Source organism: Acinetobacter sp. Ac_3412 (assembly GCF_013072675.1).
Classification (GTDB): domain Bacteria; phylum Pseudomonadota; class Gammaproteobacteria; order Pseudomonadales; family Moraxellaceae; genus Acinetobacter; species Acinetobacter higginsii.
This window is the reverse complement of the sequence record NZ_LXUJ01000008.1, coordinates 37474-64250: the sequence shown is the minus strand read 5'-3', so window position 1 is coordinate 64250 and position 26777 is coordinate 37474. Positions and strand designations below refer to the sequence as shown.

General features: G+C 42.2%; 21 protein-coding genes. 11 read left to right on the top strand and 10 right to left on the bottom strand.

The window, feature by feature from the left end; all coding sequences use genetic code 11:
- Positions 1–142: 142 nt before the first annotated feature.
- Both A7P54_RS07860 and rapA read left to right on the top strand, forming a co-directional pair.
- Entirely contained in the window at positions 143–787 is a 645-nt protein-coding gene (locus tag A7P54_RS07860; RefSeq protein WP_171549234.1) for an RluA family pseudouridine synthase, read from the top strand.
- 144 nt (positions 788–931) lie between these two features.
- Positions 932–3769: an RNA polymerase-associated protein RapA gene (gene rapA, locus A7P54_RS07855; RefSeq protein ID WP_171549233.1), complete on the top strand. Its 2838-nt coding sequence runs from the start codon at positions 932–934 to the stop codon at positions 3767–3769.
- 55 nt (positions 3770–3824) lie between these two features.
- Here rapA and dps read toward each other — a convergent pair whose 3' ends face one another.
- The 3 genes from dps to fabR all read right to left on the bottom strand — a co-directional run bounded on the left by dps (position 3825) and on the right by fabR (position 6335).
- Positions 3825–4319, bottom strand: a complete 495-nt coding sequence (gene dps / locus A7P54_RS07850) for a DNA starvation/stationary phase protection protein Dps (RefSeq protein WP_171549232.1) — start codon at positions 4317–4319, stop codon at positions 3825–3827.
- Between the two features lie 217 nt (positions 4320–4536).
- Positions 4537–5553, bottom strand: coding sequence for an AI-2E family transporter (locus tag A7P54_RS07845; protein ID WP_005323024.1), 1017 nt, complete (start codon positions 5551–5553; stop codon positions 4537–4539).
- Positions 5554–5639: 86 nt separating this feature from the next.
- Positions 5640–6335 carry an HTH-type transcriptional repressor FabR gene (gene fabR, locus A7P54_RS07840; RefSeq protein WP_005202301.1) on the bottom strand — a complete coding sequence of 232 codons (696 nt, stop codon included), beginning with the start codon at positions 6333–6335 and terminating at the stop codon, positions 5640–5642.
- Between the two features lie 140 nt (positions 6336–6475).
- Here fabR and A7P54_RS07835 point away from each other — a divergent pair, with 140 nt between their 5' ends.
- Positions 6476–7543 carry a ferredoxin reductase gene (locus A7P54_RS07835; protein WP_171549231.1) on the top strand — a complete coding sequence of 356 codons (1068 nt, stop codon included), beginning with the start codon at positions 6476–6478 and terminating at the stop codon, positions 7541–7543.
- Positions 7544–7557: 14 nt separating this feature from the next.
- Entirely contained in the window at positions 7558–8652 is a 1095-nt protein-coding gene (locus A7P54_RS07830) for an acyl-CoA desaturase (RefSeq protein WP_004801310.1), read from the top strand.
- Positions 8653–8704: 52 nt separating this feature from the next.
- Here A7P54_RS07830 and A7P54_RS07825 read toward each other — a convergent pair whose 3' ends face one another.
- Positions 8705–9172 carry a hotdog fold domain-containing protein gene (locus A7P54_RS07825; protein WP_005323026.1) on the bottom strand — a complete coding sequence of 156 codons (468 nt, stop codon included), beginning with the start codon at positions 9170–9172 and terminating at the stop codon, positions 8705–8707.
- 111 nt (positions 9173–9283) lie between these two features.
- Between A7P54_RS07825 and A7P54_RS07820 the strand changes: the two genes are divergently transcribed.
- The gene (locus A7P54_RS07820) at positions 9284–9913 is read left to right on the top strand and encodes a TetR/AcrR family transcriptional regulator (protein ID WP_032859848.1); all 630 of its coding nucleotides are present in this window, start codon (positions 9284–9286) and stop codon (positions 9911–9913) included.
- 29 nt (positions 9914–9942) lie between these two features.
- Complete coding sequence (locus tag A7P54_RS07815) at positions 9943–10404, top strand: GFA family protein (protein WP_171549230.1); 462 nt, start codon at positions 9943–9945, stop codon at positions 10402–10404.
- A gap of 32 nt (positions 10405–10436) precedes the next feature.
- On the opposite strand, the gene A7P54_RS07810 is transcribed toward A7P54_RS07815, so the two are convergent.
- From A7P54_RS07810 to A7P54_RS07800, 3 genes are all read right to left on the bottom strand, one after another.
- Positions 10437–12596, bottom strand: coding sequence for a TonB-dependent siderophore receptor (locus A7P54_RS07810; RefSeq protein WP_171549229.1), 2160 nt, complete (start codon positions 12594–12596; stop codon positions 10437–10439).
- A 255-nt stretch (positions 12597–12851) separates the two neighbouring features.
- On the bottom strand, positions 12852–15065 hold the full coding sequence (locus tag A7P54_RS07805; protein WP_171549228.1) for a TonB-dependent siderophore receptor: 2214 nt from the start codon (positions 15063–15065) through the stop codon (positions 12852–12854).
- A 184-nt stretch (positions 15066–15249) separates the two neighbouring features.
- Complete coding sequence (locus A7P54_RS07800; protein WP_171549227.1) at positions 15250–15951, bottom strand: SIMPL domain-containing protein; 702 nt, start codon at positions 15949–15951, stop codon at positions 15250–15252.
- 464 nt (positions 15952–16415) lie between these two features.
- On the opposite strand from A7P54_RS07800, the gene A7P54_RS07795 reads away from it, so the two are divergent.
- Positions 16416–17786 (top strand): diaminobutyrate--2-oxoglutarate transaminase, encoded by a 1371-nt coding sequence (locus tag A7P54_RS07795; protein ID WP_004652118.1) that lies wholly within the window; start codon positions 16416–16418, stop codon positions 17784–17786.
- Positions 17787–17789: 3 nt separating this feature from the next.
- Positions 17790–19322 carry an aspartate aminotransferase family protein gene (locus A7P54_RS07790; protein WP_005202314.1) on the top strand — a complete coding sequence of 511 codons (1533 nt, stop codon included), beginning with the start codon at positions 17790–17792 and terminating at the stop codon, positions 19320–19322.
- A gap of 87 nt (positions 19323–19409) precedes the next feature.
- Here A7P54_RS07790 and A7P54_RS07785 read toward each other — a convergent pair whose 3' ends face one another.
- Positions 19410–20465: an aromatic ring-hydroxylating dioxygenase subunit alpha gene (locus tag A7P54_RS07785; RefSeq protein ID WP_171549226.1), complete on the bottom strand. Its 1056-nt coding sequence runs from the start codon at positions 20463–20465 to the stop codon at positions 19410–19412.
- Positions 20466–20868: 403 nt separating this feature from the next.
- On the opposite strand from A7P54_RS07785, the gene A7P54_RS07780 reads away from it, so the two are divergent.
- Positions 20869–22299 (top strand): aldehyde dehydrogenase family protein, encoded by a 1431-nt coding sequence (locus tag A7P54_RS07780; protein WP_171549225.1) that lies wholly within the window; start codon positions 20869–20871, stop codon positions 22297–22299.
- Positions 22300–22371: 72 nt separating this feature from the next.
- Here A7P54_RS07780 and A7P54_RS07775 read toward each other — a convergent pair whose 3' ends face one another.
- A complete protein-coding gene (locus A7P54_RS07775) occupies positions 22372–22857 on the bottom strand; it encodes an Lrp/AsnC family transcriptional regulator (RefSeq protein ID WP_004652123.1) in 486 nt (161 codons plus the stop codon).
- A gap of 135 nt (positions 22858–22992) precedes the next feature.
- On the opposite strand from A7P54_RS07775, the gene A7P54_RS07770 reads away from it, so the two are divergent.
- Together A7P54_RS07770 and A7P54_RS07765 are read left to right on the top strand one after the other, a co-directional pair.
- A complete protein-coding gene (locus A7P54_RS07770; RefSeq protein WP_005323041.1) occupies positions 22993–24714 on the top strand; it encodes a thiamine pyrophosphate-binding protein in 1722 nt (573 codons plus the stop codon).
- Positions 24715–24852: 138 nt separating this feature from the next.
- Positions 24853–26235 (top strand): amino acid permease, encoded by a 1383-nt coding sequence (locus A7P54_RS07765; protein ID WP_171549310.1) that lies wholly within the window; start codon positions 24853–24855, stop codon positions 26233–26235.
- Positions 26236–26288: 53 nt separating this feature from the next.
- Here A7P54_RS07765 and A7P54_RS07760 read toward each other — a convergent pair whose 3' ends face one another.
- Positions 26289–26738 carry an SRPBCC family protein gene (locus A7P54_RS07760; RefSeq protein ID WP_159414487.1) on the bottom strand — a complete coding sequence of 150 codons (450 nt, stop codon included), beginning with the start codon at positions 26736–26738 and terminating at the stop codon, positions 26289–26291.
- Between the last annotated feature and the right edge of the window lie 39 nt (positions 26739–26777).

The following is a 26777-nucleotide window of genomic DNA, read 5'->3' as shown; positions in this document are numbered from 1 at the left end:
ATCATCATTTAACTTCGATTCTGGATGAAATATCGAGAGAAACACGAAAAAAAATAGTAAAAATACGTGTCATGCATTGTAATTCAGCGCCAAGCTTTTTATGATTGCCCGCTTGTTTTCATCCAGTCGTTGGAAGGCTACCTTGAATGATTTTCTAAGTGAACATTTGATTCATCGTGATGAAGATTTTATGGTCATCCATAAACCTGCAGGCTTACTCACTGTGCCGGGGAAAACACCTGATTTACAAGATTGTTTAATCAATCGTTTATTAGAATTAGAACCAAAAACTTTACTGATTCATCGTTTAGATCGCGATACTTCTGGTATCTTGGTGTTTGGTTTATCCAAATTTGGGCAAAGCAATATTTCACGCCAATTTCAAGATCGTCAAACCTCAAAAATTTATCAAGCTTTGGTAGCTGGACATTTACAGGGTCAGGGCACAGTCGATATTCCTGTGATTTATGATCCAAGCCGTCCTCCATTGCATATTGTGGATGCTTCCTATCACAAGCCGGCATTAACCGAATGGCAAGCGATCGAACATCTAGAAATTCAAGGACAAGCTGTAACTCGAGTTAAACTGATTCCGATTACAGGGCGTTCACATCAGCTTCGTGTGCATATGCAATATTTAGGTCATCCGATTCTAGGCGATACCTTATATGCCACGCCAGAACAGCAACAGCTTTATCCGCGTTTGTGTTTACATGCAACGCAATTGAGCTTTGCGCATCCTAAAACAGGTGCACAACTCAGCTTTGATTGTACTGTACCGTTTTAGTCTAAAAACTTTTTTATGAAACACGATGTGATGCACGCTATTTGATTGCGCTTTGTGTCAAAATACATCGTTGAAAACTACATAAAATGCCTTAACTTTTATTTGGGTCAGGGCATAAAATATGTAGGCTAACTTGAGATAAAGGTGGAAAAATTGCAGCAGTTTGCTATTGGTCAACGTTGGTTATCAGATACTGAAACTGAACTCGGTTTAGGGGTTCTTATTGATGTAGATGAACGTTCTATCAGCATTTTATTCCCTAAAAGTGATGAAACTCGTGTCTATGCACGTAACAATGCGCCTTTATCTCGCATCATCTTTAATGTTAATGATGAAGTACAAGACCAAGAAGGCATCAAGTGGACTGTTGAGTCGATTGAAGATCGTCATGGCGTACTGCGTTATGATGTGGTTCGTAGCCTTGAAAATGGCGAACAAGAACGTAAGTCACTGAATGAAACCCGTATCGGTGCGCAAATCCAGCTGTCAAAACCTTTAGAGCGTCTGTTAGCCAGCCAAGTTGATTATAAAGAATGGTATGACCTACGTATTGAAGCGATGTTGTTGCAAGCGCAAATGCACACTAGCCCTTTACGTGGTTTTCTTGGTGCGCGTGTAGGCTTGATTCCACACCAGCTTTATATTGCACATGAAGTGGGTAAGCGTTTTGCTCCGCGTGTTTTATTGGCCGATGAAGTTGGCTTGGGCAAAACCATTGAAGCAGGTTTAATCATTCATCAACAACTTAAAACAGGCCGTTCAGAACGCATCCTGATTTTAGTCCCTGATTCATTGCAATATCAGTGGATGATTGAAATGCGCCGCCGTTTCAATTTGCAATTCTCTCTGTTCGACTTAACTCGTACTGCTTCGATTAAAGAACATGATCCTGATCTGAATCCATTCTTGACTGAGCAATGCATTATTGCCAGCGTCGACCTGATGGTTGACCACGATGACTTGCGTGAGCAGGCTATGGAAGCAGGTTTTGATCTATTGGTGGTCGATGAAGCCCATCATTTGATGTGGAGTGAAGAAGAGGGTGGCAATGATCGTTATGATCTTGTTGAAGAGTTGGCTGAACAAACAGCAGGTGTGTTACTGCTCACAGCAACACCCGAGCAATTAGGCGTTGAAAGCCATTTTGCCCGTCTTCGTTTACTCGATCCGCAACGTTTCAGCAGTCTAGATCGTTTTCTTGATGAAGAAGAACAATATCAACATACTGCAAAAATTGCAGAAGTGTTGATGTCTGACCAAGCATTAACAGAAGAGCATCTTGCTGCACTGGACGGTTTATTGGGTCATCGTATTGATGATCAGCCTGAACAGCGTATGCGTGCGATTCATGAATTATTAGACCGTCACGGCACAGGTCGTATCCTGTTCCGTAACACCCGTGAAGCGATTCAAGGCTTCCCAGGTCGTGATTGCCAGCCAGCACCTTTACCAGCACCAGAAGACTGGTCATTTGATGGCAAAATGCGTGAGCAAATGTGGCCTGAAGAAGGTCAATTGGATGGCGCATGGATGGAAAATGATCCGCGTGTGCCTTGGTTGATGGAAGTGCTGCGTAAAGAATTAAAGCACAAAAAAGTGTTATTGATCGCGCGTAGCGGGCCAGTGGTAGAAGCATTGGAAAATGTTCTACGTTTACATGCCGGTATTCGTACTGCCATGTTCCATGAGGGCATGAGTCTATTAGAGCGTGACCAAGCTGCGGCATATTTTGCAGAAGACAGTTATGGTGCTCAGATTTTACTTTGTTCGGAAATTGGTTCGGAAGGGCGTAACTTCCAGTTTGCCAGTGATTTAGTTTTATTTGATTTACCCGCAAACCCTGACGTACTTGAGCAGCGTATTGGTCGTTTGGATCGTATCGGTCAAGAAAACCGTATTCAGATCCATGTGCCATATTTGATGGGTACAGCACAAGAACGTATGTTCCGTTGGTACAACGAAGCACTCAATATTTTCAGCAGTATTTCTCCAACAGCGCAAACGCTGCAAGAGAACTTTATTGTTGAATTAAAAGATTGCTTATTGGCAGACCAAGGCCAGACTTTTGAAGATTTGCTTGAAGAAGTCAATGTACAGCGTCAAGCCTTGGAAGCTGAATTACAAGCAGGTCGTGACCGTTTGCTCGAGTATAACTCTTGCCGTCCAGTGGTTGCGCAGGGCATTGTACAAGCACTTGAAGATTATGATGACAACACCACTTTGCCAATGTTCGTGAAGCGTTTCATGTCATCAACCAATATCGATTTTGATGAGCAAAGTAACGGTACGGTGATCATTAAGCCGACTGATCAAATGCAAGTTCAAGGAATTACCTTGGACGAAGAAGGCATGACTGCGACCTTCTATCGTGATCAGGCACAAATCCGTGAAGATGCACAATATTTGACCTTGGAACATCCATTTATTGAAAGTGTGATGGAAATGATCCGCACACAATCATTCGGTAGTACCAATGTGGCCCTATTGAAATCGAATGCACTAAAACAAGGTTCAGTCTTGTTGGAAGTGTGGTTTAAGGTTGATGTGGTTGCACCGAAGGCATTGAATTTGCCATCAAGTTTGCCGAAACAATTGATTCGTGTATTGCTCAGTGAAAATGGTCAGGACTTGTCTGCCAAGATTGACCCAAGCATTTTACGTCCATATCTGCATCACCTAGATGGCAATAGCTGTCGTCAAGTGGTGAAAGCACGCCGTGAAGTGATTGAGTCACGTTATGCGCAAGCTTTAGAGATTGCCAAGGGATCATTGCCTGAATTAATGCAGCAAGCCAAAGAGCATTACAGTGGTAAATGGCAGTATGAAATTGACCGTTTAAGTTATCTCAAGCAATTCAATCCAAGTATTCGTCAAGATGAAATCGAGCGCCTACAGAAATTCCAGAAAGAGGGCTTAGGTCTATTGGATGGTCTATCTGTGACACCAGAAGCAATTCAAGTTTTGGTTGTGGTTAAGCCTTAATTGAAACGGCAATAAAAAAGAGGACAATGAAGGTCCTCTTTTTTTGTCTATTGATTTAGTGATCAATATTGGCTTCCAAGAACCATAAATATTGATCCAGATCTTCTAACGCTGCATGGATAATATCTTCGGAAATCGGATCTTGAATTTCATCAATGGTATCGCGCAGATGGTTGGCAACCACACCATAACGATCTGCCAGTTCTTTTAAGTGGTCTTGTACTGCGTGAATGGCAACAGGGTATGGCTTGAGGTGTGATGTGTCTGCAACTGTTTGTGTTGTTCCTAATGCGGTTCCACCGATCTGTACAGCACGCTCTGCAACATTGTCTAAATGAGTGATTAGCGAAGTGCGGAAGGTATCTAACATTTCATGTACTGCAATAAAGTTGCTACCCCGCATGTTCCAATGCGCTTGTTTGGTTAATAAGGACAGATCAATCAGGTTGGCAAGGATTTGATTTAAGATTTTTACCGTGGACTCTTTAATTGAGTCATCTAAATTATTACGTGTATATACTTTTAAAGCTTTCGCTGTTGAAGAATTCATAGTTACCTCATTCAATTATAATGTGATGAAACATCGTGAATAAAAACCATTCATTTCATGGCTAGCTTATCGCTTGAATCGAGACTTGAGTGTTTTCGTTTTCTAGGCTTTTGTAAGTTTGCTTATCATCAATTTTATTTTTGATTTTATTGGTTTTGATTCAGATGGAATGATGCTTCCATCTGTTAGACCTCTTTTAGAATTGTTAAAAAATGGCTTAAATCAGCCCTGCATCTTTACATTCCAGTTTGATATAAGCATAGAAAATCGGCGCAACAATCAGACCGCTGAGTCCAAAAATCGACTCGAAAATGAGCATCGCCAATAACACTTCCCATGCACTGGCATTGATTTTGGTACCAATGATTTTGGCATTGACGAAATATTCCAGCTTATGAATGATCACGAGATAGGCCAATGCAATGGCTGCCACAGACAGGGATATGGTCAAGCCGGCCATAATGATCAAGGTATTTGAAATCAAATTGCCAATGATCGGCAGTAGACCAAAAATAAAGGTCAGAATGGTCAGGGTCTTGGCAAAAGGTAAATGGATATTGAAGATCGGCAGAACGATAAAGACAAAGATCATAAACAATACGGTATTGATCAGCGAAATTTTCACTTGAGCAAAGACCACATTTTTAAACGAAACGGAAAGTTTTTGAATACGATGCAGCACAGCCGCTTTAAATGCAGGTTGTGGCGCATGCTGTTTAAAATTCTGGATCGACACCAAAATCCCGACAATCAGACCAATCACCATTGTCGCCAGATTATGCAGAATATCAGTTCCCGTATTTTTGACGATTGAAATATTATTTTTGATAAAAGACAGAATCTGGTTTTTGATATCCGCTACGCTATGCGGCAAATAACCCGGCAGGTAATGACTCATTTCCTCTTGGAATTTAATCAGTGTTTGATCGATCTTAAAGTTAAAAGAATTTAGTCCAGTCCCTTTTAAATCATAGATCACAAAGCTGATCAGACTGGTAATAAAAAAGCCAATCAGGAACGTGGTTAGAATACCCAGAATAATACTGATAAAGATGCGTGCACGTTGACCATCAATATGTTTTTCAACAATTGAACTTAAACTGTTAATAATTTCAAAGACCAGAAAACCTGCAAAAAAACTCGGAAGTAAATGCAGGGGAATGACCATCATTAAAAACAAAGCCATCAGGATAAAGCTGGCGATGATGCTTTGACGGTCACTGAGTAGATTCATGATCTAGATGCCTAGTTTAAGTTGTTGTTATGTTAAAGAACAAACATATGATTTTGATGACATCTATCCTATTGCGCTGCGAACAATTAATCAATTTCCATTTCATTGATATGGCGCGCACCTTCTAAAATCATACGAATCATGACCATGGTTTGTTCTGCCACTTCAGTACGTTGTTCCGCAGGCAAATCCAGCACTTTTGCGCCCATATTGAACACCAATTGGGTGATGGCTTTGGCTGCAAGATCAGCATGACTGAGCTTACTGTTATTTAAACGCTCTAAACGAATCAGGTCTTCTTGGAGCTCTTGCTGAAAGAAATTCAGTTGACGGTCAACCGCTGCTTTATATGAGGTCGATCCGGTATAACCTTCGCGTAATAACAAACTCAGGTTACCTTCATCGGTATTCAATTGTTGAATAAACACTTCAACCGAACTGCGGATAATGCTTTGCTGCTTTGAAGCCTGTAAACGCGCTTCACGAATAATGCGGCGCAGTACCAAACCCGATTGATCAATCAAGGCAATTGCCAGTTCATCAATATCTTTGAAATGACGATAGAAACTATTTGGTGCAATACCTGCCTCACGTGCAATTTCACGTAAGCTGAGCGAGGCGATACTTTTTTGCGGGCCAATCAAGTTGAGCGTGGCTTGAAACAACTCTTCTTTGGTAATGGTTGCTTTTCTACCTACTGAGCGCACAGGAGATTTCATAGGAATGACATCTTGTTCGTTTAAGTTGTCATGACCGAGCGGTAAAAAAGAAGAATGAACCATTGTTTTCAATATATAAGTAAGCTACTCGGGATTATAGCGATTGTCTGTGGACTTGTGAAATGTAAATTCTTATACGAGTGTATATACAAATATATATACATATGTATAATAATTAGCAAACAACCAGAGTAAACCTGCTCATGCAAGCAATTGAAAAGAGAAATTCTCTATTTAATTCGTTGGCTCACAGTGTGATGAACAGCCATGACGCCAATTTTTGGTTACAGAAAATCAATCCATTGTGGTCCATTAATCAGTCTCTAGCCAAAATCGTAAAAAAACAAATCGTGGCAAAAGACACCGTCAGTCTTATTCTGCAATGCAACCGACATGTTGCTCGTGGTGTTGCTGGGCAGCATCATCCTGTAACAGTTGATATCGCAGGTCGTCACTATGAGCGTACCTATAGCTTGATGCAGGTGGATGCCGATCATCTCTGTTTAACCGTAAAAAAAGTGGATCAAGGTCTAGTCAGTTCTTGGTTGGTTGAGGGCAGCCAAACTGGGGATATCTTACGTTTGGGACAGCCTTATGGTGAGATGCAGCAGACCGTTGCAACACCACATTTAGTATTGCTGGCAGCGGGGAGTGGTATCACCCCGATGCTGAGTTTGATTGAAGCGTTATGTCAGTCAAAACAATTGAATACAACATCCGTCCAATTGATGTATTGGGTCAAAACCCATGCTGATGCAGCTTATGCAGAATATCTGAAAGAAGTATCTGAAAATTTTTCAAATTTTAGTGCCCAAATTTTTTATACCCAAGAACAAGATCAACGTTTGAATCAAAGTCATGTTGATCAAATTCGTGATTTAGCTGAAACCACAGTCTATGCCTGTGGACCATCGGGTTTTGCGGCAACAGCAGAACGTTTATTCCAAGATGCTGCAGCCTTACAAACAGAAGCTTTTAGCTTGAGTCAATTTGATGTGGATGCGACGGACACGGGCTTTGTGAATGTCACGTTGACCCAATCGAATAAGACCATCGCCATTCCTAAAGGCCAATCGATTCTGTCTAGCTTAGAACATCAAGGCATCAAGCCAAATCATGGTTGCCGTATGGGGATTTGTAATAAATGTGCCTGTAATAAAGCACAAGGCGCAACCAAAAATTTATTGAATGGTGCTGCCAATAATGAACCAACACAGCTATTAAAAATTTGTGTCAATTCAGCCCAGTCTGATCTTGTGATTGATCTATAAGAGAGTAATTGATTATGAACATGCCTGTTAAGATGGAATTTTTTAAAAATCCCAAAAATCGTGATTTAACTGCTGCAGAATTAGATGCTTTTGCTCGTGAACTCGATCAAATCAAACAAGAAGTATTAGATGATTTAGGCGAGAAAGATGCTAAATATATTCGCCGTGTCTATTCCACCATTCGATATAGCAGTCTGGCTGGACGTGCTTGTTTATTTCTAGGCTGGTTTCCTCCAGCATGGTTACTCGGGACAGGCTTACTCGGTTTCGCCAAAATCATGGAAAATATGGAGTTGGGCCACAATGTCATGCACGGTCAGTATGACTGGATGAATGATCCGAAGTTTAATGGTCAAACCTATGAATGGGATACGGTGGGGACTTCAGACAACTGGCGTCAAACCCATAACTATAAGCATCATACCTATACCAATGTAAAGGGCATGGATGATGATGTCGGTTATGGTGTATTCCGTTTGTTCCCTGAACAGCGCTGGTCGAAGTTCACTTTAATTCAGCCGATCTATATCGTGCCATTTAGCCTGTTATTCCAATGGGGGGTCGCAGTTCAAAATCTTGAATTGGGTAAGGTGCTGTATAAGCGTAAAACCATGGCACAATTCAAACGCGAATGGCAGCCTGCGCAAAAGAAAATCCTCAAGCAAATGTTTAAGGATTATGTGTTCTTTCCATTGATTGCGGGACCTGCGGCGATTCCAGTATTTACAGGCAATTTAGTGGCGAACGGGATTCGCAATGTCTGGACATTCAGTATTATATTCTGTGGTCACTTTACTAAAGATGTTGAAGTATTCCCGAAAGCCGTATTGCAAGATGAAAGCCGTGGTCATTGGTATATGCGTCAGATCCGTGGTTCATCCAATCTGACTGGTTCAGAAGCTTTTCATATTCTAACGGGACATTTGAGTCATCAAATTGAGCATCATTTATTCCCAGATATTCCTGCACGTCGCTATCGTCAAGTTGCACCGAAAGTACAGGCGGTGTGTGAGAAATATGGCCTGCATTATAACAACGCCAGCTTTGTGAAGCAGTTTGGTGAAGTGGTTGGACGTATTTTTAAATATGCATTGCCTTTTAAAAAGTAAGCGATAACACCTAGAAAAGCCCTGAATGCATATACTTCAGGGCTTTTTTATTTTATTTCTTCTTTTTGGAAATCCACATGGTAATGGTGGCATGGAATACTTTTTCATTGTGTTGATCGAGTACATCAACATTCACCAGATATTCACCTGCTTTGTCCCAATCGTAATGCTCATCAACAGGGCTAGCAATCGCAATCAGATCAGTTTCAGCCTTCTTTAAATATTCAACCGTCATGCCTTTGGGAATCCAGCGATGGGTTGTGGGTACCGTCACTTCAGTCATGGTTCCACCCGCAAGTTCTGCCATGTTACACATCGCGATTGCATGTACCGTACCAATATGATTCAACACGCTCCGTTTTTTCTTGATACTAATTTTGCAGGCGTTAGGTTTAAGTTCTTCAAACAGCGGGGAAATACTACTGAAATACGGCGCTTTAAGGCACAACATTCGGGTGAATGTCCATTTACCTGCAGGTAAGACAGAGACTTTGTTCCATAGATCTAGCGTTGAGGCCATGATGAAGCTTCCTTTGACAGAATTAAATTCTTTTACAGAATATAATTCTGTTTACAAGCTGTGGTCAAGTCATACACAATAGTTCCGATTATTGGTCATTTTGATGAAAGCATGCAGGCAGCTCAGCAATTATTAGAACGTTTATATCCACAACGTAGATCCTTATTAAAACGCCAGATTTTATCGGATGCCTTGTCCTGTTTTCTTGAATATGGTCTGGAAACGACCAGTATTGACATGATTCGAGCGAAGTCAGAGAGCAGTGTCGGTGCGATTTATCATCATTTTAAAAACAAAGAAGGCGTGATTGCAGCACTGGTGTTTGCTGCATTGGACGATCAGGCACAGTTACGCGATCAGTATTTACAACAAGCAAAAACACTCAAAGAATTGCTCTATGCACTGATTTATAGTTATACCGACTGGGTTTCTGATCAGCCCAAGTTCGCGCAATTTCTTTTGCTCGCTCATCTGAGTGTGCGACAGGGTGAATATCGACAAGTCTTAAATGACAAAAATAAACTCAGAAATCAACTCATCATCGCGCATATTTCCAACTATGCCGATGCCAGTGTATTAAAATCAGTGCCAGCAGAGTTGATGATGTCTTTGGTGATCGGTGCCAGTGAAAGTTATTGCCGTGCTTGGTTGTCTGAAAAAGTATTGACCAGTCCAACGGCTTATCGGGAAATACTGGCACAAGCGGCTTGGGATTCATTACAACATTTGAGCCAAGCTTAATCAAATAACAACAATCAGGATCATTATTGATGAGAGCAAATCATCAGAAGATACAATTTACAGGGGCTTGTTTGTGTGGGGCGATCAGCTTTCAGTTCCATCTGACGAAAATCAAAATGATGTATCGTTGTTATTGCAGTCTATGCCGCAAGCAGAGTGGAGCTGCATCGAATGCCTCCACCTTTGTGCAGACGGAATCATTTCAATGGCAGCAAGGCGAGCAGTTGATTCAGACTTATATTAAAGATACCGGTTTTAATAGTAGTTTCTGTCGGCAATGTGGATCACCTGTACCGAATGCGCTAACGATCAACCCAAAGGTGATGTGGATTCCTTTGGGACTGGTTCAGGAAGATTTTAGCCCAGAGCTTGAGCTAAATTTTTGTGCGAACTCTAAAGTGAGTTGGGCCGAAACGCATCAAAAACTTGCTGAATTTGATGAGCTGCCGAATATGATTGAATTGACACATTATTTTGAAATCAATCAATAAAAAGCCGAATGCGGACATTCGGCTTTGGGGTATTAGAAATCAAACGAGGTCTGTAAATAGTAGGTACGAGAAGGGCCTGCGTAGATGCCACCCACCTGATCTGCGGAACGGGTGTAATAGTCATGATTGAATAGGTTTTTCACACCTAAGCCAACTTTTAAGCCTGACAGGGAGGTATCGGCAAAGTCATAAGCGGCGCGAACACCAACAATACCGTAACCCGGAATATTGCCATAACGACCCGTACCATCATTGTTATTTCCTGAGGCTGTTTGACGCGACTGTGCATAGAGATTGGTGTTGAAGGTCCATTGATCACGTTTGTAGTCCACACCCGCATTACCAACCCAGTTTGAATAGAAATCCAGTTCATTGCCTGAGTCTTGGCCGGCCGATGCGGTTGCTTTGGTATAGGTGGTATTGGCATACATCGAGACATTGGCTAGGTCATCATTGATTGCGCCTAGATTATATTTAAAGCCGAGTTCAGCACCTTTATGCTTGGTCGCCCCCAGATTTGAATAGGTTTGTGTGGCATCATCACGCTTGAGCTGATCGGCGAAATCAATATAGAACAGGGTAAATTCAAGCGATAAATAATCGTCCAGATAATGTGTGCCGATTTCATAATTATCTGCTTTTTCAGGATTCAAGCCATCCATGGTCAAATAAGCACCTCTGGCATTGGTATTGGCCATTTGACTATATTGCAGTGGAGCAAATGATTTACCGTAGTTGGCAAAAATATTCCATTGCTCATTGGCTTTGTACATCACCGCAAAGCTTGGCAGTACAGCATCATAGGATTTGCTAGCATTCACGCCATTCAGAACTGAATAATCACGGTTTAACTTATACATGTTTTCATTGGTTTTAATTCGCTCGAAACGAATCTCAGGCGTGAAGGACCATGCGCCTAAATCGGTACGGTTATCGACATAGACAGCATGCGCTTCGGTGTCGCCATCCGCTTTGGTCCAGCCATAAAAATCACTTGGGCCTGTGTCACGGTTATAATTGGCGCGATCAACGGATTCACTGCTCGTTTCCTTTAAATAGCGATAACCGACAGACACTTCATTCAGCGCATCGCCCAACTGAAACGCATGTGAATAACGTGGTTCAATTGCGGTCACTTTATAATCGCGAGGTGCGGTCTGGTATACGCTAGAACCGCTGCGCTCTACACCTGCATCACGATAACTATCCAGATGGTAGGCCAGAACTTCAAAGGCATTATTGTCTTTTTTATAATTATATTTCAGGGACACGTCATTACGATTGCCTTCCATATAGTCATGGTTACGCAAAGACTGATATGGATTTTGCGCATACTGTGCAGGGGTTAAACCGCCAGGCATATCCACCTTGGCTTCATAACGATGTAGATTCGCTTCAATACTTGAATAATCATCTAGGGCATAGCTTGCTTTCAAACGTAGATCATTGATATTGGCATAATCATTTTGATCACGATAACCATCGCCATTCACCCCAGAATAGAGCAAAGCCAGACCGAGGCCATTGTCTAAAGTGGTCCCAACGAACAGGTTTGGGTTGACTTTTAAATTACCATTTTCCGCCACTTCCGTGGTCATACCGACACTGGCTGCAAAACTCTTTGGAATGCTGCGCGTATTAAAGTTGATAATGCCACCGACGTTTTGTGGCCCAAAGCGGACGGAGCCAGCACCACGAACCACATCAATTGACTCCATATTGCCCAAGGTGGTTGGGGCCAATGAAAGCTGTGGCTGTCCATAGGGTGCTACCGCTAAAGGGACACCATCGATCATCAGCTGCGAACGGGGTGAAAATCTTGAGGTCAGGCCTCGAACACCAATACTTAAAGAGGCATCGCTGCCAGAGGTGCCTGAGTTTTCAGAGACTTGAACACCGGGAACAGTACGCAACGCTTCTTTCACTGAGGTAATACCTCGAGCTTCTAAGCTTTGTTGATTGACCACGGTACGAGCACCGGGGTGGTTGAGCACTTTTTTGGCATTGGCTTGCTCTAACCAGTTGCCTTCAGCTTGGATGGAAATGGTTGCCAACGTTTGAGTGGTATTGCTTTGGCTATCATCTGCAAATGTTGTTGTCGCAACGCAGCTGATCAGTGCTGTGATTGCACAGCTTAGGGCAGAAGGCTTAAATTTGGAGAAATCAAAAGGAGCAGAAATCGAGCATGTCATAAGTGGATTGCCGAACGAAATGAGGTAGAGGAGTTATTTTGCGCTGTTATTCTAATTGATTATAATTCTCATTTGTAGTTATTGTTTAGCTAAACTAATTAAAGTTTCACATAATATATAATTTTTTTTGTTAAGAGGTGAAATGTTGCAGGGTACACAGAATCGAGGTTTTGATTTCATTTAGATTGTGGCTTATCGGCGATATTCGTTGTGAAAGAGATAAAACGCCGAACTTAAAGGTTCGGCGTTTTATATTTAAAAATCATATGATGTTTGCAAGAAAAAGGTTCGTGGTTGGCCCACATATTTACCGCCTGTGGAGTCAGAAGAGCGGGTATAGTATTGCTTATCAAACACGTTCTTTACGCCACCAGCGATCTTTAAGCCCTTGAGCTGATTGCTAAAGTCATAGGCGGTACGTACAGCGAAGGTTGAATATCCAGGAATGTCACCCGTGCGGCCATCTGCTGTTTCTTCAGTCTGATAAACATCCCCAGAACCTGGTGCATGTTGTTTGGACTGCGCAAACATGTCCGCATTCACAGACCATTGATCTACATGATAAGCCAGACCTAGATTACCTACATGACGTGAGTAAAAGGGGAGGTCTTTGCCTTCAAACTTACCTGCTTCAGATGTTGCTTTGGTAAAGGTGTAATTCCCGTAAACTTTGAGACCTTCTAGCGCATCAGCAAGTTGACCGAAATCATAGCTGATTCCTGTTTCAACGCCTTTATGACTGGTTGCACCCAAATCGGTCCAAATCCCTGTACCGATATTATCTGGACGTTCTAACATCAATTCTTTATCAAAATCTAAATAGAAAACTGTTAATTCAGCGCTTAGACCATTGCTTAAATATTTAGTTCCAATTTCATAGTTTTTAGATTTTTCAGGATGTAATCCATCCAACGTCGTTGCAGCAGTATTCACACCACCAACAGACTTAGTCGTAACGAGTTGGTTGTATTGCTGTGGACCAAATGAAACACCAGCATTGGCAAAAATATTCCAGTTCTCATTGGCTTTATACAGCACCGATAAGCTTGGTAAAAACTCGTCAGATTTGATTTTTGGATAAACGGTATTGGTGGCGACACCATTTTGATACGCAGTAAAATCGTTATGGGTATCAATCGATTCAAAACGAACCCCAGGTGTAATCACCCAATTCGCGAGGCCAAAACGGTTGTCGATATAAATGGCGTGCGCTTTGGTACCGCCATCACTGGTGGTATTGGCGATACGTTCACCGGGTGTTCCTGTGAGCGTATTATATGCGGCAGTACGACCAGAAAACTCAGAACTTTCTTCCTGTAAATAACGATAGCCAACAGTCACTTCATTATCCATACCCGCCCAACGATAGGCGCGTGAATAACGTGGCTCAATCCCAAAATATTTATAATCACGCGGAGAGTTACTAATACGACTGGTGCCATTATTGGCAATGGACTCTAAGTCACTGGTTCGGAAAGAGTCGACGTAATAGCCTAATACTTCAAAATTATTCAGTTCATCTTTATGACTATATTTCACAGAAACATCAGAACGACGGCCTGCGAAATAGTTGCGGCTTTGATTGGATTGATAAGGATTATCTGCAAATTGTGCTGCCGTCAAACCTTCAGGCATTTCGCCACGGCCTTCATAATGATGCATATTCACTGCAATGGCGTCCTGATCAGTCCATTGGTAGGCGGTTTTTAACATGACATCATCAATATCAATTTTATTATTGGCTTCTCGATAAGCATCACCTTTGCTGCCTGAATAAAGCAGAGCCATACCCAAGCCATTGTCGAGTGTGCCACCAATAAACAGATTCGGTGTGTACTTAAGTTGGTCCGTACCTGTTGCAAATTCTGTGGTTAAGCCAACTGAACCTGAAAATTCTTTGGGGATTGACCGTGTTGCAAAGTTGATGATGCCACCCACGTTTTGTGGCCCAAAACGAACAGAACCTGCCCCACGCACCACATCGACTGACTCAATATTACCCATAGAAACTGGGGCTAATGATAATTGTGGCTGGCCATACGGGGCAAAAGAAAGTGGAACGCCATCCATGAGTACGGTGGAGCGGGGGGATAGGCGTGAGGTAAGACCCCGTACCCCAATATTTAAAGAAACATCACTGCCACCCGTACCATTGCTGTCTTGGACTTGTACCCCAGGAATTTGTTTTAAAGCATCACGAATTGAGGTGGTGGCAATCTCATCCAAACGTTTGCGGTCAATAATGCTACGTGCACCTGCATGTTGTTGTACTTTTTCAGCATTGGCATTGTCTAGCCAATTGCCTTGTGCCTGAATTGAAATTGTTGCAAGTGTCTGCGTTTCAGTGGGGTGTCCTTCATCAGCAAAAGCGACATGAGATATGCCACTCAATGAAATGGCAATGGCGAGACTCAGAGAAGAGGGTTGGACTTTAATCAAAGACGCAGCGGAGCAGGATGCAATTTTCATATCAGGAGGCAAATGCTGTAAATTTCCCGAATATTAATCAGTTATTGCATCGAATGAAATAAGAACGATTATCACTTATAACTATGGAATGAGTTAAGTTAATTGTTTTTTTGCTAAAGATATTTTTGGCTATTTCAAACAACAAAAAACCGTGCTTAAGCACGGCTTTTTGTTGTCAGAACTATTATTTAAATTGGATTGAACCATTGGCACTGACCGTAATTTTTGATTCACCTGCTGCCATGTCCTGTGCAGGTGCCGCTTCAGCCATGGCAAACTTGGCCATGCCACCGCGCATCATCGGTTGCGGGAAGTAGTTGCTGGTATTCAGGTTTAAACTCACCAGGTTGTATTGGTCTTTATTCCATGCTTGGGTGATGGCTTGTGCACGTTGCTGGAAGTTCTTCGATGCTTCAATCATCAGCTCATTTTCAACTTTTTTACGCTGTTCATCTGACACGGTGAAGTTAATCGATTGGGTCTGGAAGCTCTGTTGCAATTCGCTGATCAACTGGCTTGCGGCTTTAAAGTCTTTACTTTCCAGTTGGATTTCCGCGCGAGCACGCCATTCTTTCAACTTATTGCTGTCATTGTCATAAACAGGGTAGGTACTTTGTGCACCAGTTTCGACTTTGACCTGTGAATATTTACGCGCAATCGCTTGTGCTTGATTCATCAGTTGGTTGATTTGATTTGAGAGTTCCGCAGGTTGTTTATTGCTTTTCTCGACATAAAGCACGGCACGCATTTCATCATTGGCAACCTGACGTGATGCATCCGCTTGGATATTCACAATGTTGTAGTTCAAGTTCTCAGTCTCGTGAGCAAAAAGGCTTGGGCTCAATGCTGCCCCGATCATTAATGTAGCAAGTGCTAAAGTACGCATAAAAATGTCCTTAGAATTTGATATCGAAAATTTATTTTTACCAGTTCGATATTAAAAAGAACTGATGGTGAACTTCTGCATATTTTGTGGTGACTTTGTAAGAGATTAGCAGTGTTTTGCAACAGGAAAATAAAACAAAAAATATTTAAAATCAGTTTATTAGGTCTATTAATTTGACCATTTATCTAAAAACGAAGGTGGGATTAAAAAAAGCTTACTTTCTTTAGCTTGTCACATAGTATGATGATAATCCATCATAGTTATTGGAATGAAATATTTTTTCAATAATTTAGATGCATGTAAGACACAAAAAGTGTTTATTTTATTTCAAAATTAGGTATCATCTCGCTCCTAGTTGAAAGATATAAACAAGTGTCTGCACTAGATTCTAAAAAGCACCGAGTCAAACGACCGCAAGTCACCAGACTTATTTCTTTTACCCATATCAGAGATGGTAATTCGATATGAGCGTTACTTCCGTAAATCCTGCCGCTAATGCAACTAACGAATATTATCTGACTCGCCAAAGTCAGATGGAATCGAATGTTCGTAGTTATCCACGTAAATTACCGTTAGCGATAGCAAAAGCACAAGGCTGTTGGGTTACTGATGTTGAAGGTACAGAGTACCTTGATTGTTTAGCTGGGGCAGGAACATTGGCTTTGGGCCATAATCATCCTGCGGTGATTCAAAGTATTCAAGACACATTGGCAAGCGGTTTGCCATTGCATACTTTAGACTTAACGACTCCTTTAAAAGATGCGTTTACTGAAGCGCTTTTGGCTTATTTGCCAGGCGGTCAAGAAGAATATTGCCTACAATTCTGTGGTCCATCTGGTGCAGATGGTACAGAAGCAGCGATTAAATTAGCGAAAACTTATACGGGTCGTAGCACAGTGATTAGTTTCTCTGGTGGCTACCATGGTATGACGCACGGCGCGCTTGCAATGACAGGTAACCTGTCAGCGAAGAATGCGGTGAATGGCTTAATGCCAGGCGTGCAATTTATGCCATACCCACATGAATATCGTTGCCCACTTGGTTTAGGTGGGGAAGCAGGTGTTGACGCTTTAACTTACTTCTTTGAAAACTTCATTGAAGATGTTGAAAGTGGTGTAACCAAGCCTGCAGCTGTGATCCTTGAAGCGATTCAAGGTGAAGGTGGTGTTGTTACTGCACCAGTAAAATGGTTGCAAAAAATCCGTGAAGTGACTGAAAAGCACAACATCGTTTTAATCTTGGACGAAGTTCAAGCTGGTTTTGCACGTTCAGGTAAAATGTTTGCCTTTGAACATGCTGGAATCGAGCCTGATGTTGTAGTGATGTCTAAAGCGGTAGGTGGTAGCTTACCACTTGCAGTATTGGGTATTAAACGTAAGTTTGATGCTTGGCAGCCTGCGGGTCACACGGGTACTTTCCGTGGTAACCAACTTGCGATGGGTACAGGTTTAGCATCACTTCAAGTGATCAAAGAACAAAACCTTGCTCAAAATGCGCAAGAGCGTGGTGATTTCTTACAAGCAGAGTTCAAGAAACTTGCTCAAGAATTCCCATGTATTGGTAACGTACGTGGTCGTGGTTTGATGATCGGTGTTGAGATCGTTGACGAGCGTAAACCTGCGGATCATATGGGCTCATTACCTGCTGATGCACAATTGGCTGCTGCAATTCAGACTGCTTGTTTCAACAATAAATTATTGCTTGAAAAAGGCGGCCGTAACGGTACAGTCATCCGTTTACTTTGCCCGTTGATTATCAATCAAGAAGAGTGCGTAGAGGCGGTTGCTCGCTTCAAGAAAGCTGTTGCTGAAGCATTAAAAGCAGTACGAGGCTAATTCATGGTTGATTTTGCAGAACATCGTAAAGCGTTACTCTGCAATGATGCTCAATCTATTGCTGACTATCAGTCAGCAATGGGCGAGGCGGTAACTGCCGTTTCAGCATGGTTGCAAAATGATAAAATGTACACTGGCGGTAGCATTAAAGATTTGCGTGAAGCAATCTCTTTTGCTCCTTCAAAACAAGGTTTAGGTGTACAGCAATCATTACAACGTATGGTTGAGCTTTTCCTCAACAAAAGCTTAAAAGTACATCACCCACATTCACTTGCACACTTACACTGCCCAACCATGGTGATGAGCCAGATTGCGGAAGTGTTGATCAATGCAACCAACCAATCGATGGACTCATGGGATCAAAGCCCAGCGGGTTCTTTGATGGAAGTTCAACTCATTGATTGGCTTCGCCAAAAAGTGGGCTATGGTGCAGGTCAAGCAGGTGTGTTCACGTCTGGTGGTACACAGTCAAACTTGATGGGTGTATTGCTGGCACGTGACTGGTGCATCTCGAAAAACTGGAAAGACGAAAATGGTAAGCCATGGTCGGTTCAGCGTGATGGTATTCCAGCAGAAGCAATGAAAAACGTCAAAGTCATCTGTTCTGAAAATGCACATTTCTCTGTGCAAAAGAACATGGCCATGATGGGTATGGGCTTCCAGTCAGTTGTCACTGTTCCTGTGAATGAAAATGCACAGATGGATGTTGATGCACTGGAAAAAACCATGGCGCATCTTCAGTCTGAAGGCAAAATCGTGGCCTGTGTTGTTGCAACAGCGGGTACGACTGATGCTGGTGCAATTGATCCACTCAAGAAAATCCGTGAAATTACCACGAAGTATGGTTCATGGATGCATATTGATGCAGCTTGGGGCGGTGCACTGATTCTTTCAAATGACCATCGTTCAATGTTGGATGGAATTGAATTATCAGACTCAATCACGCTTGATTTCCATAAACATTATTTCCAAAGCATTAGCTGTGGTGCTTTCTTGTTGAAAGACGAAGCAAACTATCGCTTTATGCATTATGAAGCAGAATATTTAAACTCTGCTTATGATGAAGAACATGGTGTACCTAACCTTGTGTCTAAATCATTACAAACGACACGTCGTTTTGATGCATTGAAATTATGGATGACGGTTGAAGCATTAGGCGAAGAGCTTTATGGTTCAATGATTGATCATGGTGTGAAATTAACACGTGAAGTTGCAGATTATATTAAAGCAACAGCGGGTCTTGAATTGTTGGTTGAACCACAATTCGCTTCAGTCCTGTTCCGTGTCGTACCAGAAGCTTATCCTGCTGAATTTATCGATAGCTTAAACCAAAACGTGGCAGATGAATTGTTTGCTCGTGGTGAAGCGAATATTGGTGTAACCAAAGTGGGTAATGTTCAATCATTGAAGATGACCACTTTAAGCCCAGTTGCAACGCTTGAAAACGTTCAAAACTTGCTTGCACTTGTGTTGGCAGAAGCTGATCGTATTAAAGATGCAATTGCTGCAGGAACTTACGTTCCAGCGATTGATTAATTTCAATCTGGCACATCCATCAAAATAAAAAAGAGGTCTGAATAGACCTCTTTTTTATTGCGTCTTGGAACTGAATCTAAAAATCAGCTAGGCTGCAAAAATAGGATTGAATCCCATTTTTCTTAAAAGTCGACGATACATACTTGAACTACGGTCTGCTGGAAAATGTGCTTCCATCGATAAATCCAGTGGTAAGTATTCAGGTTTCTGGGTTTCGACAATCAGTCGGTCTTCTTCAAAAATCTGTAAATTGAATGCATAGGCATCCTCAACAGGTAAATCTTTATCATAATTACGGCAGATTGGTGCAAACAGGCGAGTTTGTCGCGCGCTTACAGGAGAGGCCGCATTCATGATCACCTGTTTGCTTTGATTGGGAAAATGAATGGTCAGTGTTGCAGTAAAAGGCAGGCTGATTTCAAAATGTCTGAGCCAATTAAAATTGTCTTGCCCACGTTGCGCTGTCCCAATCGGATAGCGTCCGACACTGCTGATATAATCTGCAGTGAAGCCATAACTGGTTTCTGTGGTGCTATAGTCGGGAACTTCAACATCATCAGGGTCGCCAAAAGTATCAGGATGTACCCACGCAAAATGGGCGACATCAATAAATCCTTCCAATTGTCGACCGGCAAAGCAATTTAAGTCTACAAAAGGACATACCAGTTGCTGGTAGTCTGAATCATCCCAATACGGCATATCTGGAATAACAGGTTTATCATCAGGCCCAGCTGCCAAGCAACACCAGATCAGTCCATACTTTTCAGTGGCAGCATAGGTGCTTAGATGAAAGCGCTCCGAGATTTTATGCTGCGGATGTGCTGGAATACGGTTGCATTTGCCCGCATGCCCAAAGCGTAATCCGTGATAGCGACAGACAATACCTTGCCCGTCATGACGGCCCAAACTAAGAGGAACCCCACGATGTGGGCAAACATCTTTTGCAACAATCAGTTCATCTCCCATTTTGTAAATCACCAATGGCATATCCAGTAACATGGCTGCTGTTGGTTGCTCTGAAATATCACGAGCGAGTGCAATCGGATACCAGTGCTGAGCAAGTAGCTGCCAATCGTGCTCTGAAAAGGTCATGTGTACAGGTAAATCCGTATGCTTAAACGTTGTAATCACTTTGCTGTTCATCTTCTTATCTTCTGGCTCATTTGTATTGAATATAGCGAAGCCAGCTGTTCTAAGAAATTTCAATTAATTGAATGAAGTGTCGTAACTTTTAGAACACAGAAATTGAGATGAAATTACATAAAGGTATGCATTTGGCTTGCTGTTTAGTTGCATTCTGTCCAGCATCTCTACGATGGTTTTTTATGATGACAAGGTAGAAAATTGTCACTGTTCTGCACAAACTGTGCATCTTTAATCTAAATCAGAAATAATTATGCATAAACTGTGATGCACAAATTCCATATTGTAGTGAGAGATGCTCAATATTTTGATGGATAGATGTCATCACTTTTGCACTTGAGACCTAGAGCTGAGGTCGGATCAGGCAAAACATCATGATTACAATGAATAGAAGGAACAAGGCATGCAACACTTGAATATGCAAAATCAATTTAAACTGATTATTAACGGTCAATCTTGTCTCGGTGAAGCAGGTGAACTTGAGATTATCAATCCTGCAACAGCTGCTGTTGCAGCAAAGTGTGCGCAGGCTTCGATTGCACAGGTGAATCAAGCAATTGAGGCAGCAAAGCAAGCTTTTGGAAGCTGGCAACGCAGTTCTCATGAGGAACGCAAAAGCATACTGAATAAGATTGCGGATGGGATTGAACAACATGCCGAAACTTTGGCAGAGTTGATTGTAGTTGAGCAAGGCAAACCCTTGGCATTGGCACAAATGGAAGTGCAGGGTGCGATTGGCTGGACACGTTATACCGCAAGTTTAGAAATGCCGGTTGATATTATTGAAGACAGTGAACAGAAACGAATTGAACGTCATTATCAGCCCTTAGGTGTGGTGGCTTCGATTACGCCGTGGAACTGGCCGTTGATGATTGCGGTGTGGCATATCATGCCTGCCTTACGTGCAGGTAATGTGGTGATTAATAAACCATCTGAATTTACCCCTTTGGCGACGTTAAAACTCTGTGAAATTATTCAACAAGAAGTGCCTGCGGGTGTGATCTCAATCTTGCTGGGTAAGGGCGACGTCGGTGAGGTGTTATCGACTCATCCTGATATCGCCAAGGTGGTTTTTACAGGTTCAACCAAGACGGGTCAGCATATTATGTCAGGTGCGGTAAAAACCTTAAAACATCTGACCCTAGAGTTGGGTGGCAATGATGCGGGGATTGTTTTACCTGATGCCGATCTTGATCAAATAGCCAAGCGAATCTTTAACGTGGCATTTTTAAATGCTGGGCAAACCTGTGCTGCTTTAAAACGTTTGTATGTGCACGAAAGCCAATATGACGCGCTAGCACAAAAACTGGCTGATATTGCCAATGCCCAAAATGTTGGAGATGGCATGGCGACAGAGACCACTTTTGGTCCTGTGCAAAATCAACTGCAATATCAAAAAGTAAAAGCCTTAATTGCCGATGCGCTTGCACAAGGTGCCAAGGCGTTGTCGGGTGATCAGACGATGCCTGAGCAAGGCTATTTTATTGCGCCAACGATTTTAACTGGACTGGATGAAAGCTGCCGAGTGGTACAAGAGGAGCAGTTTGGCCCAGTGTTACCGATTCTAAAATATCGTGATATTGATGATGCAATTGCACGGGCCAATGCCAGTGAATTTGGATTAGGCGGTTCAATCTGGTCTTCTGATTTAAAAGCCGCACAGTTCTACGCTTCACAACTACAATGCGGCACAGCATGGGTGAATACCCATGCAGAGATTGTTCCACATGCGCCGTTTGGTGGCTGGAAAATGTCGGGTGTGGGTGCTGAGTTTGGCATGGAAGGTTTGCTGGAAAATACAGTAGGACAAACTGTGCATATCAATAAAATCTAAACCTTCATATTTTTAAGGCGGATCTAATATCCGCCTTTTTGTTTTTATGCATGGTGCTGCTTAAAACGAGGTCTAAGTGGCTGGATGGTAGCTGTGACCCTTGGATTTGCTGAGAAAGTGATTCTGTTCTTTGATTTTTTTTAACACAATGTAAGATTTTATATGGCCAATAAAACCATAAGACAGTAGTCGCTCTGTCACGAATTGAGACAGCTGTTCCAGATTTTCTGCGACGACTTTTAAAATAAAATCAGCATCGCCGCTAATTGAAAAAGCATCCTGAATATTGTCCTCAGCTTCAATTAAGTCCTGAAAGGCCTGTTGTGACTTGGCCTCGTGAATACGTAAGTTAATGTGGATCATCGCGGTAACCTCCAAGCCTAAAGCTTGTTGGTGGATGCGGGCGGCATAACCCAAGATCACGCCTTTTTGCTCCAGTAACTGTCTTCGTCTGGAACATTGTGAAGCGGATAAACCGATTAAATCTCCAACTTCCTGATTGGTGAGCCGTCCATTCTTTTGTAGGGCCTGAATGATTTGCCAGTCGAACTTATCCATTGCATAAAATCCTTTTATGATACACAAATATTGTATTTTTATTAAAATGCGTTTTTATTATGCACGAAATTTAACAGGTAGATGAAATATTATTTTTCTATGGAATAAAAAATTGACTTGAAAGGATGTAGAGCAATGTTCATAGAAATCGGTGATTTTTTAAATCTTCGTCTAAAACAAATGGGTATCCAACATCTGTTTGGTGTACCTGGTGATTTTAACCTTTCTTATCTCGAACAAGTTGAGGCGGATGCCCAACTCGAATTTATTGGTAATTGTAATGAATTAAATGCGGCATATGCTGCTGACGGTTATGCACGCATCAACGGTTTTGCTGCTTTGACAACGACCTATGGGGTCGGTGATTTAAGTGCGATTAATGGTATTGCAGGTGCTTATGCTGAGAATGTGCCAGTGGTGCATATTTCAGGGATTCCGCCTTTACATGTGGTTCAGAAAGGAACTCTGGTTCATCACACTCTGGTGGATGGTAACTACGACAACATCATGAACTGCATGAAAGAGTTCACGGTTGCACAGACCCGTCTAACCCCAGCCAATGCCGTCTCTGAAATTGACCGTGTGTTACGTCAATGTTTCCTTGAACGTCGACCTGTACATATCCAGTTGGCATCGGATATTACTCACGTCAAAATTGAAGTGACAGATCGTTCACTCGATTTATCTTACCCGAGGGTTGAGCCTGAGCTGTTACAAAGCGCAGTCACTAAACTGTGTGAGGTGATTGCGCAAGCCAAGCGACCAGCGTTGCTGATTGATAATGAAGCCTCTGTATTTGGGATTACCTCACTACTGGATGATTTATCCAAAAAATGCTCGATTCCTTTTGCAAGTATGCTGACCGCTAAAAATATTATGGATGAGGGTTCACCGCGTTATGTGGGAACCTATGTTGGTGGCGCAAGCCAAGCGCATGTGCGTCAGACCATTGAGCAGTCTGATTGCTTGATGGGCATCGGGGTACGTTTTACTGATGTCGGAACTGGGGTGTTTACCCATCAAATTGCCACTGAAAATTACATTGAAATCAAACCTTATGGTTTGACGATTTTTGGACAGGATTTCCCCGGCATCGAAATTGGACAACTTCTGGTGGAGCTGAATAAGAAGGTTGCACCACGGAAGTTAAGCCAGCCGATGTTGGAGCAGCAAGCACAACAGACACTTGAGGTGCCTGAACAGCAAAAGCTTAGTCAGGATGTTTTGTGGCGTTATATTGCGGGCTTTCTTAAAGATGATGATGTGATTATCGGTGAAGTCGGGACTTCTAACTCAGCCTTGGCAGGGCTCAAGCTACCGGCAACGGCGAAATATATTGCTCAACCATTGTGGGGTTCGATTGGTTATACCTTGCCTGCTTTATTAGGTAGTTTGTTGGCTGCACCAGAACGCCGCCAAATCCTGTTTATTGGTGATGGTTCATTTCAGCTTACCGTACAGGAGCTTTCGACCATTATTCGTCAAGGCCTTAAGCCGATTATTTTCTTACTCAATAATGGTGGCTATACCATTGAACGTCTGATCATGGGCGAAAATGCCGCCTATAATGATGTGCAAAATTGGAAATATGCCGAAATTCCAAATGTCTTCAATGGTACGAAAGCCTATCAAAGTTGTGTGGTAGAAACCGTAGGTCAACTTAAACAAACCTTGGATGGTATCGACCAGTTCGATGGTCTGACCTTTATCGAGTTAAAACTCCCAGCTATGGATGCACCATCCAGTTTGAAAAAATTTGCGTCAGTGATTGCGCGCTTTGATTATGGCGATCGAGGCTATGAAATCTTAAAACAACGCTCCCAAGCATTACCCAGTAAAAAAGCAATTTCCTCCTGATCAGAAGGAAATTGGAAAATCTTCAACTTTATAAATTGATAAGAGAGCGAATCAGATTCGGAGCTTCATGCTGAGCTTCGAATCATGCGCTGTATAAAAAGGTGTACAGGATGTGACACACACATTGGAGATAAGATGATGGATGTAAACAATAAACATGAGTTAAAGCAAGGATTGTCCAATCGGCATATCCAGCTGATTGCGCTAGGCGGGGCAATTGGGACAGGATTATTTCTGGGTCTTTCGCAAACCATCAAACTGGCAGGGCCCTCTATTTTATTGGGTTATGCGATTGCTGGTGTGATTGCATTTTTAATTATGCGCCATTTAGGAGAAATGGTGGTTGAAGAACCCGTGAGCGGTTCATTTAGTTATTTTGCCAATAAATACTGGGGCCGCATGGCAGGCTTTATGTCAGGCTGGAATTATTGGGTGCTGTATGTGTTGGTCAGTATGGCTGAACTGAGCGCCATCGGGACCTTTATTCAATTTTGGTGGCCAGATGTACCCACATGGCTGACTGCCTTGGTGTTCTTTGTACTGATTAACGCCATTAATTTGGTCAATGTCAGATTCTTTGGTGAGTCCGAATTTCTGTTCTCCTGCATTAAGATTGTTGCGATTTTAAGTATGATCGGTTTTGGTGCTTATTTATTGCTTTCTGGTTCTGCGGGTCCACAGGCGGGTATTGCCAATTTATGGCAGCACGGTGGCTTTTTTCCACATGGCACGCATGGCTTTATTATGGCGCTTGCCGTGATCATGTTTGCTTTTGGTGGACTTGAACTGATCGGAATTGCCGCAGCAGAAACCAAAAATCCTGAAACCACCATTCCTAAGGCGGTGAATCAGATTGTGTATCGTATTTTGATTTTCTATATCGGTGCAATCGGGATTTTACTCTGTCTTTATCCGTGGAATATGGTGGCGGAAGGGGGCAGCCCTTTTGTATTGATCTTCCAGTCTTTGAATAGTAATGGGGTTGCCAATGTCCTCAATTTTGTGGTGCTGATTGCAGCAGTTTCTGTTTATAACAGTTGTATTTATTGTAATAGCCGTATGTTGCATGGTTTGGCCGAACAGGGCAATGCACCGGCCATATTGAAAAAAGTGAATGCGCGTGGAATTCCGGTTCCTGCAGCGATTGTCTCTGCTTCGGTCACGGCGGTATGTGTGTTGGTCAACTATTTAATTCCGGGTGAAGCCTTTCAGTTATTCATGATGCTGGTGGTTGCTGCATTGGTGATTAACTGGTTAATGATTTCCGTCACCCATTTGAAATTTAATAAAGCAATGCGCCTGAAACAACATCAAACCAAATTTAAAAGCATCTGGAGCCCATGGAGTAATTATCTCACCATCAGCTTTGTCTGCTTTATTTTGATTATTATGGCGATGACCCCTGATATGCGTTTGGCTGTTATTCTTGGACCGATCTGGTTGGCGATTTTAGCGGCGATGTATATCTTTAAATATCGTAAAAAAATGCTGGTTCTGCCCGAAGCGCAGTCCAATCTTTAAATCAAAAAAGGCACAGCAATGTGCCTTTTTAATTGCATCGATGTTGTATTGATCTAGAAGGGTGGAAACTTGTCCTGAACCAGATTGAGTTGAATTCCATGCTCTAAATAGGCTTTCAAGCTATCTACGACGGTAGTGAAGCCACCCGTATTATCAATAATAAAGGCAATCAGCTCATCACCTTGTAAGGGGATATTATAATTTTGAATTCTGAGATAGGTTTGATCGTCATTAATCGCTTCAAAGATAAAATCAACCGTACTGCTCGGCTCACCCCATTGAATCTGAATCAATTCATTGGTAATGATTTTTGTCACCTTTACGGTTGCCGAAACTTGGTATTTTTCCCAAGTCCATTCAACCGTTTTTCCTTGTTCAAGTGGTGCTGTTGCCGAACTAAACCAAAATTTTGAGGTGATTTCTGGATCAATAAATGCTTCAAAAACGCTGTGGGCTGGTTTACGAATCAGCATTTGTGTTTCAATGATGACAGGATTTAGCATTGTATCTGTTCTTTTTGATAGGGAATTGTCATAAAACAT